The organism is Paenibacillus sp. YAE3, assembly GCF_057546105.1.
In genome coordinates, this window is record NZ_BAAIYF010000001.1 from 168,990 (window position 1) to 185,702 (window position 16,713).

The 16,713-nt window shown below is 52.7% G+C and carries 16 protein-coding genes; 5 read left to right on the forward strand and 11 right to left on the reverse strand.

Annotated elements, in window-relative coordinates; all coding sequences use genetic code 11:
• Window positions 1-7 precede the first annotated feature (7 nt).
• Window positions 8-1,543 carry a glucose-6-phosphate dehydrogenase gene (gene zwf / locus AC27KL_RS00725; protein ID WP_487168447.1) on the reverse strand — a complete coding sequence of 512 codons (1,536 nt, stop codon included), beginning with the start codon at window positions 1,541-1,543 and terminating at the stop codon, window positions 8-10.
• 147 nt (window positions 1,544-1,690) lie between these two features.
• Here zwf and AC27KL_RS00730 point away from each other — a divergent pair, with 147 nt between their 5' ends.
• Window positions 1,691-2,569: a LysR family transcriptional regulator gene (locus tag AC27KL_RS00730; protein WP_339325022.1), complete on the forward strand. Its 879-nt coding sequence runs from the start codon at window positions 1,691-1,693 to the stop codon at window positions 2,567-2,569.
• A gap of 138 nt (window positions 2,570-2,707) precedes the next feature.
• Here AC27KL_RS00730 and AC27KL_RS00735 read toward each other — a convergent pair whose 3' ends face one another.
• Window positions 2,708-2,842, reverse strand: coding sequence for a hypothetical protein (locus AC27KL_RS00735; RefSeq protein ID WP_487168448.1), 135 nt, complete (start codon window positions 2,840-2,842; stop codon window positions 2,708-2,710).
• 687 nt (window positions 2,843-3,529) lie between these two features.
• Here AC27KL_RS00735 and AC27KL_RS00740 point away from each other — a divergent pair.
• From AC27KL_RS00740 to AC27KL_RS00750, 3 genes are all read left to right on the forward strand, one after another.
• Window positions 3,530-3,913: a DUF6220 domain-containing protein gene (locus AC27KL_RS00740; protein ID WP_487168449.1), complete on the forward strand. Its 384-nt coding sequence runs from the start codon at window positions 3,530-3,532 to the stop codon at window positions 3,911-3,913.
• A gap of 71 nt (window positions 3,914-3,984) precedes the next feature.
• Entirely contained in the window at window positions 3,985-5,301 is a 1,317-nt protein-coding gene (locus AC27KL_RS00745) for a bifunctional DedA family/phosphatase PAP2 family protein (protein WP_487168450.1), read from the forward strand.
• A gap of 133 nt (window positions 5,302-5,434) precedes the next feature.
• Window positions 5,435-5,809, forward strand: coding sequence for a winged helix-turn-helix transcriptional regulator (locus AC27KL_RS00750; RefSeq protein ID WP_487168451.1), 375 nt, complete (start codon window positions 5,435-5,437; stop codon window positions 5,807-5,809).
• Between the two features lie 66 nt (window positions 5,810-5,875).
• On the opposite strand, the gene AC27KL_RS00755 is transcribed toward AC27KL_RS00750, so the two are convergent.
• From AC27KL_RS00755 to AC27KL_RS00795, 9 genes are all read right to left on the reverse strand, one after another.
• Window positions 5,876-6,949 carry an SDR family oxidoreductase gene (locus AC27KL_RS00755; protein ID WP_487168452.1) on the reverse strand — a complete coding sequence of 358 codons (1,074 nt, stop codon included), beginning with the start codon at window positions 6,947-6,949 and terminating at the stop codon, window positions 5,876-5,878.
• Window positions 6,950-7,097: 148 nt separating this feature from the next.
• Complete coding sequence (locus AC27KL_RS00760; protein ID WP_487168453.1) at window positions 7,098-7,427, reverse strand: four-helix bundle copper-binding protein; 330 nt, start codon at window positions 7,425-7,427, stop codon at window positions 7,098-7,100.
• Between the two features lie 128 nt (window positions 7,428-7,555).
• Window positions 7,556-7,810, reverse strand: a complete 255-nt coding sequence (locus AC27KL_RS00765) for a DUF2164 domain-containing protein (protein ID WP_487168454.1) — start codon at window positions 7,808-7,810, stop codon at window positions 7,556-7,558.
• A gap of 229 nt (window positions 7,811-8,039) precedes the next feature.
• A complete protein-coding gene (locus AC27KL_RS00770; RefSeq protein ID WP_487168455.1) occupies window positions 8,040-9,575 on the reverse strand; it encodes a right-handed parallel beta-helix repeat-containing protein in 1,536 nt (511 codons plus the stop codon).
• Window positions 9,576-9,691: 116 nt separating this feature from the next.
• The gene (locus AC27KL_RS00775; protein ID WP_487168456.1) at window positions 9,692-10,645 is read right to left on the reverse strand and encodes a carbohydrate kinase family protein; all 954 of its coding nucleotides are present in this window, start codon (window positions 10,643-10,645) and stop codon (window positions 9,692-9,694) included.
• A complete protein-coding gene (gene melA, locus AC27KL_RS00780; RefSeq protein WP_487168457.1) occupies window positions 10,642-11,943 on the reverse strand; it encodes an alpha-galactosidase in 1,302 nt (433 codons plus the stop codon). The genes AC27KL_RS00775 and melA overlap by 4 nt, the downstream gene beginning before the upstream one ends.
• A 20-nt stretch (window positions 11,944-11,963) precedes the next feature.
• Window positions 11,964-12,788, reverse strand: a complete 825-nt coding sequence (locus AC27KL_RS00785) for a carbohydrate ABC transporter permease (RefSeq protein WP_487168458.1) — start codon at window positions 12,786-12,788, stop codon at window positions 11,964-11,966.
• A gap of 17 nt (window positions 12,789-12,805) precedes the next feature.
• Window positions 12,806-13,699, reverse strand: coding sequence for a carbohydrate ABC transporter permease (locus AC27KL_RS00790; protein ID WP_487168459.1), 894 nt, complete (start codon window positions 13,697-13,699; stop codon window positions 12,806-12,808).
• A gap of 58 nt (window positions 13,700-13,757) precedes the next feature.
• The gene (locus AC27KL_RS00795) at window positions 13,758-15,038 is read right to left on the reverse strand and encodes an ABC transporter substrate-binding protein (RefSeq protein WP_487168460.1); all 1,281 of its coding nucleotides are present in this window, start codon (window positions 15,036-15,038) and stop codon (window positions 13,758-13,760) included.
• A 260-nt stretch (window positions 15,039-15,298) separates the two neighbouring features.
• On the opposite strand from AC27KL_RS00795, the gene AC27KL_RS00800 reads away from it, so the two are divergent.
• Window positions 15,299-16,333, forward strand: a complete 1,035-nt coding sequence (locus tag AC27KL_RS00800) for a LacI family DNA-binding transcriptional regulator (protein ID WP_487168461.1) — start codon at window positions 15,299-15,301, stop codon at window positions 16,331-16,333.
• The last annotated feature ends 380 nt before the right edge of the window (window positions 16,334-16,713 follow it).

A 16,713-nucleotide genomic window follows, 5' to 3' on the forward strand; every position in this document is an offset into this window, starting at 1 on the left:
GCTTTAATCAGCTGGCCGTGACATGCTCAACAGGCTGCTTCCGCGCCTCTGCGGCATTTGCCGCCTCCTGTTCGGACGGTTCGTCGAACCACCAGTGGAATCCGTCCCGGGCAAGCAGCTCGTTGGCGGCCTCCGGACCGTGGGAACCTGCAGGATACGGATAAAGCGGCACTTCGCCCGCTTCAAACGCTTCAAGGATCGGCTGAACCCACTGCCAGGACAAATCGACTTCATCCGAATGCACGAAAAACGTGGAATCGCCGTTCAGCGCGTCATGAATCAGCGTTTCGTAAGCCTCCTGCGCTTCTGCGCGGTCCGGGAACATGTCGATATGAACCGGCTTGAATTCGCCTTTATGATGCGGGTCTTTCGTATTCAGCTGCAGCGTGATGCCTTCGTTCGGGCCGATCTCGAACACCAGCAGGTTCGGCACGCTCGAATCCTCCGCGGAAGCCGAGGAGCGAAGCGGCTCCTTGAATTCGATCACGATCCGCGTATTTTTCGATTTCAGGCGTTTGCCCGTCCGGATATAAAACGGCACGCCCCGCCAGTAATAATTGTCGATGTTCAGCTTGGCCGCGATAAACGTATCGTTCGTCGAATCGGGCGAAATGCCCGGCTCGGAAGTATATCCGGGCACCGGCTTGCCCTGGATGGATCCCGCCGTATATTGGCCGCGCACGATGCGCGTGTGCACGTCCTGTCTGGACAGCGGCTCCAAGGCTTCCAACACGTTCTTTTTCTTCAGTCGGATATCTTCGGCCGTAGCGTTGCTGTTCGAAACATGAATCGACAACATCATAAGCAGCTGGAGCATATGGTTTTGGAACATGTCCCGAATAGCCCCCGCCTTGTCGTAATAACCGGCGCGGTCTTCCACGCCGACCGTTTCGTCGGCCGTGATCTGGACGTTCGCGATGTAGCGGCTGGTCCACAGCGCCTGAATGACAGGGTTTGCCTGTTTGAGCGCTTCAAGCCGCTGGACCATCGGTTTGCCGAGGTAATGGTCGATCCGGTAAATTTCGTCCTCGGTAAACGCCTGGCTGAGTTGGCTGTCGAGTTCGCGCGCCGAAGCAAGATCATGCCCGAAGGGCTTCTCGATGACGAGCCTTTTCCAGCCCGTGACGCTGCCCAGGCCGCTTTGCTCGATTTGGGACGCGACCGTGCCGAAGAAGTCCGGGGCGACGGACAAATAAAACAAGCGGTTGGCCGCTCCTTCCTGTTCCTTCTCCCAGCGCTCCACCCGTTCCTTCAACTGAACAAAATGCTCCCCGCGGTCGATATGCAGGACATGAAAGCCGAACAAACCCAAAAAAGCTTGCAGCGTATCGCCCTCTTGGACCTCCAGACGGTAAAAATCATGCAGGGATTGCTTGACGTGCGCGCGGAACGTCTCGTCGGTCAATTCTTTTCGCCCAAGTCCAACTACTGAAAAAGACGCAGGCAGTTTTCCATGGATATATAAATGATATAAAGCCGGGTAGATTTTGCGCTTGGCCAAATCCCCGGTGGCTCCAAACAATACGAAAGTGGTAGGATTCATTTCGATTTTCTCCCTCCTTCAGAGCTTTGGGACGAGGGTGAAGACTTCGCCGGTTCCACTCTGGTTTCTATGTCTTGGATTCACTATAATACAAATAAGTACCATACACGTAATTGATATATTTCTGAGGAGATATAGATCATGTCTATGACTAATAATTATGAGCTGTATAAGGTATTTTATTGGGCGGCCAAAACGGGGAGCCTCACGCAAGCGGCCAAGGCGCTGTACTTGACCCAGCCCAGCGTCAGCCATGCCATCAAGCAGCTGGAGGAGCGGGTCGGCCTCACGCTTTTTTACCGCAACGCCAAAGGCGTGTCGCTGACGCAGGAAGGCAAAATTCTTTTTTCGTATATCGAGCAATCCCAAATTCTCATTTCGTTAGCCGAAGAAAAAATGGAAGCGCTCAAAAGCCTCGAAAGCGGCGAGCTTCGCATCGGCGGCAGCGATTCGTTGTTCAAGCATTACCTCCTCCCGTATCTGGAAGACTTTCACGTGCGTTATCCGGGCATCAAGCTGCATTTGAAGCACGGCACGACGCCGGAGGTCATCTCCTACCTGAAGGAGGGACGCATCGACCTCGGGGTCGTGCGGATGCCGATCGTGGATGCCCAGCTGGAAGTTACCGAAAGCACCGAACTTCAGGATTGCTTCGTCGCCGGCGAACGTTATGCGGAGCTGAGCGGACAGACGCTGACGATGGAAGAACTGATGAAATATCCGATCATTTTGTTTTCGCGCAACAGCCGGGTTCGAATGGCGATCAACGAGCTGTTCGAAAAATACGGACACGAGCTGAAGCCCGACATTGAGGTGGGGAGCGTCGACCTGCTCATCGAATTTGCCCGCAGGGGGCTTGGCATTTCTTACGTCACGCGGGAATTCGTCTCCAAGGAACTCAAGGAAGGTTCGCTGTTCGAGGTCAAGCTGGACGTCGAAATTCCGCCCTCCAAAGTCGGGATCATGGTCATGCGCAACCTCCCGATTTCCGCGGCGGCAACCAAATTCATCGAGATGGTGCCGTAAAAGCGGCGCGGCAAACCGGGCAGCCCTCGAAAGGCCAACTGCAAAAAAACCAGCCGGATCCACGTTCGATCCGACTGGTCCTCTAAAAAATGCTTCCCCTTTGCCCTCTTAGGAAAGCAGATTTCTATTAGCAAACGATCAGTAGAGCGGCAGCGTCTCCTGCTTGAGGCCTTCGAAAAGATCTCCGGTCCATTTCAAAAACGCATCGGGCAATCGGTAATAGTCATCGCCCATCGATACGATGTTCAGCTCCGGAATAATATACATCGCCATTCCGGTCCCGTCCTTGAGGTTAAACTGCAACTGATACGATTTCCCCTGGCCTGCGCCTCGGCAATCGCTTCGTATTCCTTGCCGGTCAAATCCGCCGCTTTCGCCTCATACAACCCTTCGATGACGGATTCTACGGACGCATGATCCGTAACCTTTTTCAGCACTTCATTCCCCGCATGATTCAGGATACGAATATTCCGCACATGCTCCTCGAGGCCGACATGTTCAGATAGTCCTTGGCAAGAATAACGGAGTCGTCCGCTTTTGCCACGATTTCCGCGAGGTAATAATGCTGCCGGTATTCCACCGCAATGCGGAAATGGGACGGGTACGTCGGAATTTCGTAAAGCTTGATTAAAGCCTTCACTTATAAAGTAGGAAATGAAGCGCTCGGGTTGCAAAAAAAGTTCAAACGGACATCCTAAGCTTCGGCAATCGTTACTGATCATAGACAACAACCGGACTCCCAGACACGCAAAACCTATTCACAAAAAAAGACCCTTGATATGAGGATCGAAGTTCATGCTTTTTACCAGCGACGCGTTTTCGGTTCCAGCCAATTTCATGGAACGCGAACGTTTTCGTCACAGGTTCGCAATATGACGATGATAGGATAAACCCAACATCCATCTCATCTCCAAACAGGAACCATGGATGAAGATATCATGTCATGGAGGTTTGTCTATCATGTCAACGAATACGCCGTCGCAAGAACGCGGGAAAATTTCGAGGTTCATTTTTTTAGGCCTGGCTTGTTTGCTGGTGGTTTCCGTCCTGGTACAAATTTTTATGGCCGGAATGGCGCTTTTTACCGACTCGGCTTATTGGCGCAGCCACATCATTTTCGTTCGGATCTTCGAATATCTCCCGATCCTTATGCTGATCTTTTCCTTTACGGGAAAACTCCCGAAATCGCTTCGCTGGCTCAGCCTTCTGCTGTTCGTTCTGATTTGGGGGCAGTATTTTACCGCGCATGTTCCCGGAGCGGGTGCATTCCATACGGTCATCGCCGCCCTGCTGTTCTGGACCTCCGTGCATGTGATGGTCCGGGCAAACCGCGTCGTTCGCTGATCGCGCCCTAAGAACCGCCAAAGTTTGAATTTGCCTCATTCCGAGCAAACTACTGGAAAGGAGGGCATTCTATGGTAAGCATAACTTCTTGGCTTGAACAATACGGTTACGCGCTGATTTTTACGGCCTTATTTTTAGAGATGCTTGCTTTGCCCCTTCCCGGCGAAATGATGATGAGCTACACCGGTCTGCTTGTCTTTGAAGGAAAATTGAACTGGCTAATAAGCATCGTTGCGGCGGGATTGGGGGTTTCGGCCGGCGTTACGTTATCTTATTGGATCGGTTACCGCTTCGGCAATACGCTCGTGACCAAATACGGCGAACGCATTCATTTGGGAGAAGAACGGCTCGCCAAGATGACCAGCTGGTTCGAGAAATACGGAAACAAACTGCTGTTTGTCACATATTTTATCCCCGGCGTCAGGCATATCACCGGTTATTTTTGCGGGATCACCCGGATGCCGTTCAGAAAATACGCGGTATACGCGCTCCCCGGCGCGGTGTTTTGGGTCAGTCTGTTCATTTCGCTCGGAAGAGTGCTTGGCCCCAAGTGGGAGATGTATCACAAAACCGTAAACCGTTATATGGTGATATTCGGGATTTTGTCAGCAGTACTGGGCGCCTTGATCTATATATACCGAAAAAATAAACAACGTTTGCTGGAATCGATCGGGTCTCTAATTCAAAAGGGAATACGTCATTTCAACTCGCTGGGCAAAGTCCGCTTTCTGGTTTTGGTCGCGTTTGTGGTGTTTGTGACATGCGTTTCATTGATGCTCGGGCTTATCCAAGACTTTTTGGCGCAGGAATTCAGCCAATTCGACGAGATCGCCTCCTACATCATCCTTGCGCTGTTCGGGCCGGAGTGGCGGCAGCCGATGGGATTTTTCGCCGCGCTGGGCTCCGATGTTCTTTATGCTTCCGTGATCTTGGTGACGGCGTTATGGGTATTGTTCAAATCCCGGAAAAAGCTGCTGGAGCTGTCGTTTTTCCTTTGGGTTCTCACCTCCGGCGAGCTGCTTGATGAGGGGCTGCGCGCGTTGTTCCATCGTCCCGGCCCGGTCGTATCCGGCCATCAATGGATCAACACGTTTCCGAGCGAGGATACGCTCACCGCGGTGACGATCTACGGCTTTTCCGCCTTTCTGCTGCTCCGTCATGCGGGCAAAAGCGCGGTGGCGATTCCCGTGACCCTCATCGTCATCCTGGTATGCGTCCTGATCGGCACGAGCCGCGTCTATTTCGGTACGCAGTTTCCGAGCGACGTGGTTGCAGGGTACGTTTTTGGAGGGGTGTGGATCAGTTTAAACGTCTTGCTGCTCGAAATTTTGAGGATGCTTCAAAAAAATAAAAAAGAGGGCGAAAAAACGGACGACCCGCGCGCCTGATCCAAAAGGGACAACAGGCCAATGCCCTCGACGCGGCAAAAAAACGCGATCCCGGTACGAGAGATCCTGCCATAAAGGGTTATTTTCGTGCTATATTGTTCTATGATGATCCGATCGATGGGAGGCGAATAGCATGGAAGAACCCGTAAAAGTGTTCAATACGGCAGTGGAAGCCACGCTTGAGGTCATCGGCGGCAAGTGGAAGCCCGTGATCCTTTTTCATCTGACGTTCGGAAAAAAGCGCAACAGCGAGCTCATGAAATTGATTCCGTCCATCACCCAAAAAATGCTGACGCAGCATCTTCGGGAACTGGAGGACGAAGGCGTCATCTCCCGGATCGTCTATAACGAGGTGCCGCCCAGAGTCGAATACGAGCTGACCGAATACGGCTGGACGCTGAAAGACATTTTGTATATGATGTGCCGCTGGGGGGACACCCACATCGAACAAAAATACGACGGCAAAGCCGTCGTCCTGCAAAGCCGCGAGCTCGAAGCCTCCCGGTAAAAACGCATAAAGGCCGTTCCCGTTGAAGCCGGCGTGGGAACAGCCTTTTTTGGTTACGCCCTGCCGTTAAGGTATGACTTTACGGCGGCGCAATTCGTCAAAAATGCCCATAAACATCTCTTCCGTATCCACGAACTCATGAAAACCGAAACGGCGGGCTTTGGAGCCGTCGGCGAAAAAGTCATAGTCCCAGGAAAACACGAAGTCGCCAAACCGCCAGGAGGACACTTCCTGATAGGAATGCGGCGCAAGTCCGTACTTCTTCACCATTTCATTCCACAGCGGTTCTTTGTCCGCCATGACGATCTCCAGCGGCATCTGCAGCGGGGGAGCGGTCTCGAGACCAAAATAACCGGCGATTTTCGGCCACATTTCGTTCCAGCGGAACAAATCCCCGTTATTGATATTAAACGCCTGATTGGCGCAGCGCGGATCCGTCGCGGCCCACACCGTCGCTTTCGCGAGCAGCCCCGCATCCGTCATCTCCATTAAGGTGTGATATGCCCCCGGCTTGCCCGGAAAACGGAGCGGGATGCCCAGCTCTTTCGAGATGGAGGCATACACCGCGATCACCATCGCAAGGTTCATCGGATTGCCGAGCGCAAAACCCGCAACGACGGAGGGGCGCAGCGCCGACCAGGTCCATGACTTCCCTGGCTGCCGCTTTTCCAGGTAATTTTGCTGATCCACGTTAAACTCGGGCGGCATATGGCCGGCGTCCGTCTCCCGCGCCGGGGTTTTGAACGGACCCAAATGCGCTCCGTACACTTTGTATCCCTGCATCAAATTGATATGCCGCAAACCCGGAGCGGCCGCTTCGACGGCCTCCACGCTGTTCGTCAGCATGGCCAGATTCGGCGCGACCAGCTCCGCCCAAGTCGGACGGTCTTGAAAAGCCGCGTAAAACAGATGGGTAACCTCGGATAAACCTCCCAGCTTCCGGCGCGTATCCTCTTGATCCAGCAGGTCGGCGGCTACGTAGCGGACCCGGCCGGTATCCTCCCCTCCCCTGCGGGATACGCCGATGATATCCCAATCCGGCAGCGTCGTCAGATATTCGATCAGGTTGCGGCCGATGACGCCGTTGGCGCCGATGACCAGCGCGACTTTACGTTCTTGATGGACAGACGGGTGATTCATGGCAATTCAGCTCCTTTTGGCTGTGCTTGATATGCTCCCATTGTGCATCGAAAACATCGCTTTGCGAAGTACGCACTTTCAAGTCATATAAGCACTATTTTGTAACCAAGGAGCGCCGCCAACCCGATTCCGCCCTTTTTCCTATCCGTCAAGCCGCCATGTTCCGGCATGCCTGCGCGCAAGCAAAACAGGCTTCCGCGCAATGTTTGCAGTGCTCGTGCATATGTTTTTCGCACTCTTTTCCGCATGCATCGCAAATGTCGGCACATAATGTGCATATTTCCCGAACGAAAGGACTGCCTTGGGATATGGATTTAGCCGCCAGCTCGCACATGTCCGCGCACTCGCGGTCCAAGCGGATGCAATCCCTCATCCTGCCGATGTCGTTTTCTTTCAAGCAGGCATCATAACAGATGCTGCAGGCGACCATACACTGTAAACATGCATCAATGCATTGTTGCATTTGCTCTTGGGACATCCTATCCACCTACCTTCGCATAAATGCTTGCAGCCTGATCATCCAAGCTGCGTCAGGTAGTTTTTACCCAAAAGCGAACGGGAACAAACGATAGCCTCCCGCTTTATTTTTTAATGGCGCTCACCATGCTAGCGTCCCCGTTGAAAAACCGGCTTCTCGAGCGCGTACAGTTCGTCGTCGATCTGAGCCGTCTTCTCGGCGATCACGGCCCTGGCATCTGCGATGCCCTGATTATAAATAAACGGCCCGAGTTCGCCGATCATAAAATCTATGATCTGTTCCGCCGCCAGCCGACCGATGCTTTCGGAACGCTCCTCCTCGAAGTAAGCCTGCACCTTATCGGCAATAACAGCCTTTTGTTCCCTGGAAATTTTGATGACCAAAATGAACGTCCTCCCTCTGTCCTCGATTGTTGGGGGTTTGCGCCACGCCTATTTATTACGGAACGTCCAAGCAAACATAATACAAAAAAACAAAGAGATCAAGGCGGGTTCTAACAAAGCGCGTTTCATCCACGCAAAAAAAGAACCTTTATGCTCATTGAGCATAAAGGTTCGACGCAAGTCGTCTTGAGCCAAATCGGACCGTAATTAGAAAATATGCGATCTATCCCTATTCATCCGCCCCGATGTTCACGGACGAACCCTGTACTCTGGCTTGACCGTCGATATCGTATTCACCAATGATGGCCGTATCCGTCGAACCGGCATCGATCGCCGGCGACGCAGGCTGAAGGTGAAAATCGTTATTCGAAACGTTCAGGAACTTCGGATCGGCAAAGATGGAGTGCGCGTCGTTGCCTGTTTTGGATTTATACGCCGAAAAGCCGGTGTACTCTTTGCTTTTCCATGTCCACGTTGCGTTGGAGCTGCCTCCTGGCGCGAAGTAAAGATTATAATCGACGATATTCCCCGTATTTTTCGTGTATTCGTTATAGATCAGGACATCGGAGGAACTGGCCACCATGATGTTGTTTTTGATGACGTTGTTTTCCGTATCGTACTGAACGTATAGTTGGCCGTTTCCTTCGCCCAAGGAATCGTTTTTATAAAGCGTATTGTTGACGATGCTGCAATTCTTGGTGGAGCCGCGTTCCGTGTCGTATCCGCCCATGGCAATGCCGGTCAAGCGATTTTTGTAAATCATATTGCTGCGCACCGTAATGTTGCTGGTCGACTTGCCGGCATGTTCGGATGCGATTTCGATGCCGATGTCGTTGTTGTAGCTGTAGTTCTGCTCGATGATGCTGTCTTTGCCGCCATCGACGTAAATGCCGCCCGCTTCGGTGCTGCCTTTCTCGTAGGACGGATTGTTGGCGGACGTGACATTGTAGATTCTGTTGCCTTTGATAAGTCCGTTTCGCGCCTGGTCGTAGGCGGCGTTCGGGGACTTGCCTTCAAAGCCGATCACATCGATCCCGATGTTGTCGTTGTCGTGGATCACGTTATTCGTGATATGGAACGTATCGACGTTGCCGTTCACCACCAGCGATTCGCTGGAGCCGAGGACGAGATTGTAAAGCTCGTTGCCGTCGACCGTAATGTTGTTGATGGAATCCGGCGCTTTCGTGCCGTATACGGCGATCCCGTGCGCATCCCTGCCTTCCAAGTCCGATCCTTTCGGGGCAGCGGTATTTTTGATGTCATGGACCTTATTGTTCGATAGGGTAATGTAGCTGCCCGAGCCGTGCACATAGATGCCGACCGGCATAATGCCGTTTTGGGTCGTTGTATAATTTCGGATTTCAAAGCCGTTTATTGTGATGTATTTGGCATCGGTCAGATCGACGATTCCTTCCGTTCCGCTGACCGAGAGCCCGGTGCCATCGATAACAGGTACTTCATTATCATAATTCGAAAACGTGATCGCACCTTGCTCCGCGGACCCGGAACGGGTGATTTTCAGCTTCTGGTTGTATACGCCGCCGCGGACATAGACCGTGCTGCCTGGCACGGCAACGTCGGCTGCATGCTGCAGCGTTTTCCACGGGGAGGCCAGCGTTCCGGCATTCGAATCGTTGCCGTTTGGCGATACGTAATACTCGGCCGTTCCATCCGCCGCGGCTTTGGACGGTGCCGTATTCCCAAGAGAGACCGCCAAGGCGGCAATACTCAGACCCATGATCATACGTTTACCGAATTTCAACATGATTTCAATCAGCTCCTTCAATATAGGTTTTAGAACAAGATTACAAAACCACCTCCCCTCTCTATCGGCTTCGATTCCTTCAAAACTCAGTAACACCGGGTTAGCTCGCCGCAAGGCTATTTTTTTGCCATCAAGCGGGCGATCCCCTCCGCCGTCGGCAAGCTGCCGGTGCCGCCCACGCCCAGCGTCGACAACGCGCCGCATGCATTGGCATAGCGAAGCAGCGATTTAGCCGTTTTTCCATGCAAATACCCATAGATGATGCCGGCATTAAAGCAGTCCCCCGCTCCCGTCGTATCGACGGGCGTCACACGGTATGGCTCAGCCAAAATAACCGTGCCGTCCGGTTCAAGCAGCGAAGCCCCTTTGGATCCTTGCTTGACGGCAATGCGGCCTGCAGTCGGAGGGATTTTGGCAAATGCTTGGCCGAGAGACGCCGACTCGAAAATATGCAGAATCTCTTCCTCGCTCGGAATAAACAAATCGGTATGGACCAACAACGCACATATTCCTTCCCGGTCCCATACATTCCTTACGTCCCATCCCGTGTCGAACGAAGTGCTGACGCCGTGGCTTTGTGCGCGCTTGAAACATTGCGGCCAATGCGGCCTCATTCCGTCCTGCAAATAATAGGAGCCGAAGTGAAGATGGTCTGCTTCCATCAGCAGCGTTTCCGGGACATGCTCCGGTCCGACAAGCGGAATGCTGCCCGGATAAGTCAGCAAACCGCGGTCGGACGGCGTGGAGAAGGACATCGTCACGCCTGTCTGCACGCCGGGCAAACGGACGATATGTTCCGTATTCACTCCCATACGTTTCAATTCGGATATGCAGAACGTCCCGAAATCATCGTCGCCAACGACGCTGACGAACCTGACGTCCGCCCCGAGGCTGGCAAGAGCGCAGGCGGTGATGGCCGAGGAAGAACCGAGGACGACCCGAAAGCCGTCGACGATTTTCTCCCGGTTCCATTCCGGCATAACGTCGCTGCCCGTAACAATGACATCCACGTTCAACTCTCCGACGATGACGACGGTAGGGATGGCCTCCCCTCTTCCCGTTCTGCTCATCGCAAATCCGGGATGAAATCCCGCTCCGCTTCGTACAGTTCTTCGAACATGTCGCTGATTTCTTTAAGGGAACATACGGCGGCCGATAACGGATCCACCATCAGCGCATGCCGCGCCATTTCTTTATCGTTTTCAAGCACGGCGCCGACGGCCAGCTCGAAGAATGCCATATTGGAGCGGCAGAGCGCGGCCAAATGCTCCGGCAGTTCGCCGAACCGGCAAGGGTTTATGCCGTTCCGGTCGATCATGCATGCGACCTCGACGACGCCGTTTTGCGGCAAATTATGAATAAGCCCCTCATTCGGCACATTGCCGTAAATCACTTTCGGTTCGTTCTTCAGCATCGCTTCGATAATAATCGCGGCATATTCATTGCTGGACTCCAGGCTGATCGGGAGTTTTCCTTCAAGCTTTTGCAGGATCTGCTCGTCGTTCTCCTTGCGCCAGATCGGCCAGTTGTTGGCATAGAAGCCGGTTGCCCCATTATAGCCGGAACTGCAATGCTGATCGATCAAATCCTGCCGTTTGCGGTAATACGGAATGTATTCGGAGAAATGTCCGCTCGATTCCGAGACGAATGCTCCCAAGTATTTCATCGCGTCAAAACGCACGGGATCTTTTTTCAGCAGGTCAGGGTCCTTGATTTTTTCGCGAAGCACCGGATATAAGTTCTTGCCCTGATGCGTCAGCTCCACGAACCAGGACATATGATTAATGCCCCCTGCTTTCCATTGCAGTTCTTCGTAAGGAACGCCTGCATATTTGGCAAGCTGTCTGGATGTGTTCTGGATCGAGTGACATAACCCGACGACCGGGATCTCGGTGATCCGGGAAGTAAGCAGCGTCACGGCCGACATCGGATTCGTATAGTTCAAAATAATGCTGTCCGGGCACAACTCCTCGATATCCCGCACGATGTCCATCCAGCTCGGCAGCGTTCGCAGCGTTTTGAACAAACCGCCGGGGCCCAGCGTATCGCCGATGCATTGATTCACGCCGTATTTCAATGGAATTTCGTATTCATACCGAACGGTCTGCAGTCCGCCGACTTCGATCTGATTAATGACAAAACGGGATCCGGCGAGTACCTCTCTGCGGTCGACGGAGGCGATGACGTCCCATCGTTTCCCGGTCATTTCGATGATTTTGAGGACGAGCTTCCGGGCAATCTCCAGCCGATCCGCATCGATGTCGACAAGCGCGATCGTACCGCCCTCCACGCCTTCGATGTTTAAAATATCCACGGCAATTTCTTGCGTAAAAGCGCTGCCTGCGCCGATAATCGTTATTTTCGTCATATGTTCTCTCTCCATTTGGTTTATTTCATGCCGGTCATCGTCAAACCTTTAACGAACTGCTTTTGGAAAATCAGGAACACGACGATGACGGGAATCGTAATTAAGACGGCGGCCGACATCACGACATTGTAATTGACGACATGGGTGCCGTTAAAATAGACCAGCGCGAGCGGAACCGTCATTTTTTCGGTATCGTTCAGCACGATGAGCGGCCATAAGTAGTTGTTCCATGCATTCATGAACGTAAAAATCCCCAGCGCGGACAACATCGGAAAAATAAGCGGCGCGATGATGCGGACCATTAACTTCAGTTCGCCCGCCCCGTCGATTCTCGCAGCCTCGAGCAAATCGTTCGGAATCTCCTCGATAAACTGCTTCGCCAGGAACACGCCGTAAGAGCTGACGAGATTGGGCAAAACGATCGCGGCCAAATTGTTGACGAGCCCAAGCTTGGCGGTAATCAAATACGTCGGAATCATGATGACTTGGAAGGGAATCATCATCGTAGCCAGGATCAGCAGAAACCAAATTCGTTTGCCGCGAAACTGATGTTTGGCGAATACATATCCGGCAAGCGCGCTGGTAAACAGCGTGGCGGCCGTGATGATGACCGAAGTGACTGCGCTGTTCAAGAGCCAGACGCCGAAGGGAGCGTCCGCAAACACCGTACGATAGCCGTCCAGGCTGGGATGCTTGGGCCAAAAGCCGCCTGAGCCCGAAATGATGTCCATGTTGCCCTTGAATGACGAAAGCACCATCCACAGATAGGGGACCAGCATGACACAGGCTGCTACCGCGAGCAAGGCCGTGACGGCAGTATCAAGCCAGACATTTTTGCGACGCATACGTTTTCAGACTCCTTTCAATATTCCCACTGCGTACGGCCCAATCTCAACTGCAGCACAGTGACGATTAATATAATCACGAGGAACAAGGTGGCCAAAGCCGACGCATAGCCCATATTCGAATTGGAAAAGGCCTGGTCGTAAATTTGCAGCGCAAGTACCCTCGTTTCGTTGAAAGGCTCGCCCTTGGTCATGATCTGGAACTGCGGAAATGCTTGAAAATAAGAAATAACGGTTGTAATCGTGACGAACAGCGTCGATCTGCTTAACAACGGCAGCGTCACATGACGGAATAAATGCCAACGGTTCGCCCCGTCCAAAATGGCGGCTTCGTAGTACATTTCCGGAATCGAATCAAGGCCCGCCATGAACAGGACGATGTTGTATCCGATATCGGCCCACAACGTCATCATGATGACCGACAGCAAAGCGTAATGCGGATCGCTCAGCCATTGTACCGGCGCGATGTGGAGCTCGCCGAGGATCATGTTGAACAAGCCGTTATGGTAGTTGAACATCGTGCTCCAGACGATGGCCGTCCCGGCAAGCGGAGCAATGGTCGGAAGAAAAAATACGGTGCGGAATAAATCCTTGAGCCAGCGTACCCGCACCCGCTGAATGGCCATCGCAATCAAAAGCGTAATGACAAGATTGGAAATGACGGTAATAAAGACGAATTTGAACGTGACCCACAGCGATTTCAGGACCACCACGTCCGTAAACATGCGCAAATAATTCGCCGCGCCGACGTAGCGGGCATGATCGCTCATCGGGTTATATTGAAACAAGGACAAAATCAGACTCCACGCAATGGGAAGGAAGGCAAACACGCCGAACAACAGCAGCACAGGCGTTAAGAAAGCGAATACAAATCGCCGCTCGTTGCGGTAACGGCCAGGCTTCTTTCGCATTCCTGCCCGCTTGTTATCGCTTATTACGGTCGCTTCGTTCATTATCCAGACACTCCGATCATTTATGGTTGTCCTGACTATCGTTTATCGCTCTCTCCATCGTTTTGAGACCGTCTTCCACGCTCTCTTTCCCCGCTGCAATCAGTTGAAAATGATCATTCACCTGCTTGAAGAAATAATCGCGGTCCGCGATCGGACCGATCCATTGCCCGTACTGAAGGACGGAGAGCGATGTTTTCATATATGGATTTTCCTTGACGAATTCCGGGTCAGCCGCAACTTCCTTCTTGGCCGGAACGGTAAAGGTGTCGAGATTCCATGCTTTCAAACGATCCTTCTGCGCCATGAATTGAATGAAATCGAGCGCTTCCGCTTTCGCCTTGCTCTTTTGGGCGACGACGGTTCCCCACCCAGATTCCGCCGCAAAAAACGGTTTTTCCGAGGTGAACGACGGCACGGGCACGTAATCGAAATCCTTCACCTGGTAGTTATCCAGCCCCGCCGCGATCGTCCAAGGTCCGCGGTAGGTCATGGCGGAGTTGCCTTGAAAAAAATAATCCGAGATATCCAGCTGGCTGCCGAAGGTCGTCAAATCCGCCACTTTATCGTCGGCGACGAGCGCCTTAAGCGCCATCATCGCTTTGACAGCTTCGGGTGTCTGGAAATTCACGTGCTCGTCTTCGCCCCAGAAATGGCCCTTCTGCTGCAAAATGAGCGAAAGAAACGAAAAGGTGATGTTATCGGAAGATACGAAATCGAAGCCTTTCACTTTCAAGCCTTTGCCATCCCGCACGGTCAGCTTTTTCGCGGCATCGACGAGTTCGTCCCATGTGGCCGGCGGACGGTCGATTCCCTTCTCCTTCAACATCTGCGGGTGAATGAGCATGCCGCCGTTTTCGATGTTGTACTCCATCGGCAGCCCGTACAGTTTGCCGTTCAGCATATAACCGCCGACAGGCGCCGGGTAATACTCCTTGCTCAGCGTCTCCCCGTCCGGAAGCTCGGCAAGCGCGCCGTGACGGGAATATTCCGGCACCCATGTACCGAACATTTCTGCAACGTCGGGAGGGGTCCTCGCCGAAAAAGAGGCTTTTAATTTCTGGTTGTAAATTTCGTAAGGAAAGGTTTGAAATTTGATTTCGACGTTGGGGTGCTCGTTTTGATAGGCTTCAATCTGCTTTTCATAAGCCGCAACGAAAGCGTCTTCCTGATGCGCCCAGAAAACGAGCTTTACCTTGCCGTCAACGCTTGCGTTCGATCCTACTCCTGCCGAGCACCCCAATATTGCAAAATATGCGCAAAAAGATAATAAAATTGCCGCAATTTTTAAAGATCGCACATTCCTCCTCCTTTCAACCTTTATCTAACTTCCCATGGCAATGTCCCTCAATCCATATGGAAAATATAGCGCATTCAACGGATTACGTCAATGGTTTCGATCTCATGTTTTGCGGCAAATTTTCCTCGTGTTTTGTCTGTGTTTGCGCTAAATGCAGTTGACCTCCTATCTCTTTTTACTTAACATAGAATGTGGGATTTTGCCGCAAAAATAGAAGCAATAACATGACTGACATAGCGAAAAAAGGCAGGTTATACGTTATGCCCACATTAAAAGATATAGCCGAACGCGTCGGCGTCTCCATCTCCACCGTCTCCCGCGTGCTGGCCAACGAATCCAACCGCTCGGTCAACAGCCAAACCAAGCAAAAAATTTGGGATGCCGCACGGGACCTTGGGTACCCCGTCAAGCCGGCCTCTCAAGAACAGGCTCCGACGGTCAAGGGAATCGGGTGCATCGTATCGACGATGCAGGATCGCCATTACCATCCCTACTTTTCGGTGATATGCGAAGGCATCGACAAGGAATTGGCTAGAAACGGCTACAAGCTCGCCTTTACCCATACGCAGGAGGAGCTGAAGCGGCCGGAAATTTGGCGGGAAGTGACGGAAGATCCGCAGATCGAAGGAATCATTTTGATCGAAGGCCTCGATGGAAAAATGTACAACCATATGAAAAAGCACGTCAAACAGATTGTCGGCATCGACGTGTCCGATCCGAGCATCCCGACGATCTCCTACGACCGGGTCGAAGCTGCGCGCATGGCCGTTGCGCATCTGGTCGACCAAGGCCACCGCGATATCATTTTCATCGGCGGCACCGGCCTTTCCGGCAACTTTGAGCGGGAAAAGCGTTACCGCGGCTACAAAACCGCGCTGGAGCAGGCCGGTCTCGCCGTCCAAAGGCAGTATGTCCTGAATGCCGAGTGGGAGCCCGACAATGCTTACCGGCTGATGCTGAAATTCCTTGAGCAGCCGCCCGTCGGTCAGCTGCCGACGGCCGTATTCGCAGCCAGCGACATTATGGCCATGGCCGCGATGCGAGCCATCTCGGAGAAGGGCTACCGGATCCCGCAGGACTTCGCCGTCGTCGGCTTTGACGATAACGAACCGTCGCGGTACACGGTGCCCCCGCTGTCGACCATCCACATCCCGGCATTCGAGCTTGGGGTCGTTGCGGCAAAAACGATGCTCCAATGCATCCACTCCCCGTATCCGCTGCCTGTCAAAATTTTGCTGCCGTTTGAACCGATGTTCCGGCAGTCAAGCGATTGGCGCGTACCGAAGCAGCCATAAGCCGGGAATAACCGATTACGGACGTTGGACGGCGGATCGATGCTGCCTCGAGAGCGGACTGGAAACGGGTCCGGAACCGAAAAACTTCCATCACGTCCGATGCGGACAACGAGGCCCTCAACCCCGCGATAAGACGGGATTGAGGGCCTTCCGCTTACTCCGGGAGATGCCCGACATTTCATAATACCGCACACAATGTCGATAGAAATGCGACTTCAATTCGAAGCAAAGACTGCCTTATGATCATAATGCAGCACTAGATTATCATGAAAATAAAGGAGGTGTTTCCCGATTTTAGGCAGCGCTTACATTTGCATAAAAGGAAGTATATTTCCATTATGAGAACGCAAGAGTAGCACAACAGGGACCCAGAGCCGCTC

What these genes read in the sequence shown, in the direction of transcription:
- AC27KL_RS00740 (WP_487168449.1), top strand. Translation starts at nt 3,530, where the DNA reads ATGTCAACGAATACGCCGTCGCAAGAACGCGGGAAAATTTCGAGGTTC.
- AC27KL_RS00730 (WP_339325022.1), top strand. Translation starts at nt 1,691, where the DNA reads ATGACTAATAATTATGAGCTGTATAAGGTATTTTATTGGGCGGCCAAA.
- AC27KL_RS00760 (WP_487168453.1), bottom strand. Translation starts at nt 7,427, where the DNA reads ATGTCCCAAGAGCAAATGCAACAATGCATTGATGCATGTTTACAGTGT.
- AC27KL_RS00800 (WP_487168461.1), top strand. Translation starts at nt 15,299, where the DNA reads ATGCCCACATTAAAAGATATAGCCGAACGCGTCGGCGTCTCCATCTCC.
- AC27KL_RS00745 (WP_487168450.1), top strand. Translation starts at nt 3,985, where the DNA reads ATGGTAAGCATAACTTCTTGGCTTGAACAATACGGTTACGCGCTGATT.
- AC27KL_RS00790 (WP_487168459.1), bottom strand. Translation starts at nt 13,699, where the DNA reads ATGCGAAAGAAGCCTGGCCGTTACCGCAACGAGCGGCGATTTGTATTC.
- AC27KL_RS00775 (WP_487168456.1), bottom strand. Translation starts at nt 10,645, where the DNA reads ATGAGCAGAACGGGAAGAGGGGAGGCCATCCCTACCGTCGTCATCGTC.
- melA (WP_487168457.1), bottom strand. Translation starts at nt 11,943, where the DNA reads ATGACGAAAATAACGATTATCGGCGCAGGCAGCGCTTTTACGCAAGAA.
- AC27KL_RS00755 (WP_487168452.1), bottom strand. Translation starts at nt 6,949, where the DNA reads ATGAATCACCCGTCTGTCCATCAAGAACGTAAAGTCGCGCTGGTCATC.
- AC27KL_RS00785 (WP_487168458.1), bottom strand. Translation starts at nt 12,788, where the DNA reads ATGCGTCGCAAAAATGTCTGGCTTGATACTGCCGTCACGGCCTTGCTC.
- AC27KL_RS00750 (WP_487168451.1), top strand. Translation starts at nt 5,435, where the DNA reads ATGGAAGAACCCGTAAAAGTGTTCAATACGGCAGTGGAAGCCACGCTT.
- AC27KL_RS00735 (WP_487168448.1), bottom strand. Translation starts at nt 2,842, where the DNA reads ATGGCGATGTATATTATTCCGGAGCTGAACATCGTATCGATGGGCGAT.
- zwf (WP_487168447.1), bottom strand. Translation starts at nt 1,543, where the DNA reads ATGAATCCTACCACTTTCGTATTGTTTGGAGCCACCGGGGATTTGGCC.
- AC27KL_RS00770 (WP_487168455.1), bottom strand. Translation starts at nt 9,575, where the DNA reads ATGTTGAAATTCGGTAAACGTATGATCATGGGTCTGAGTATTGCCGCC.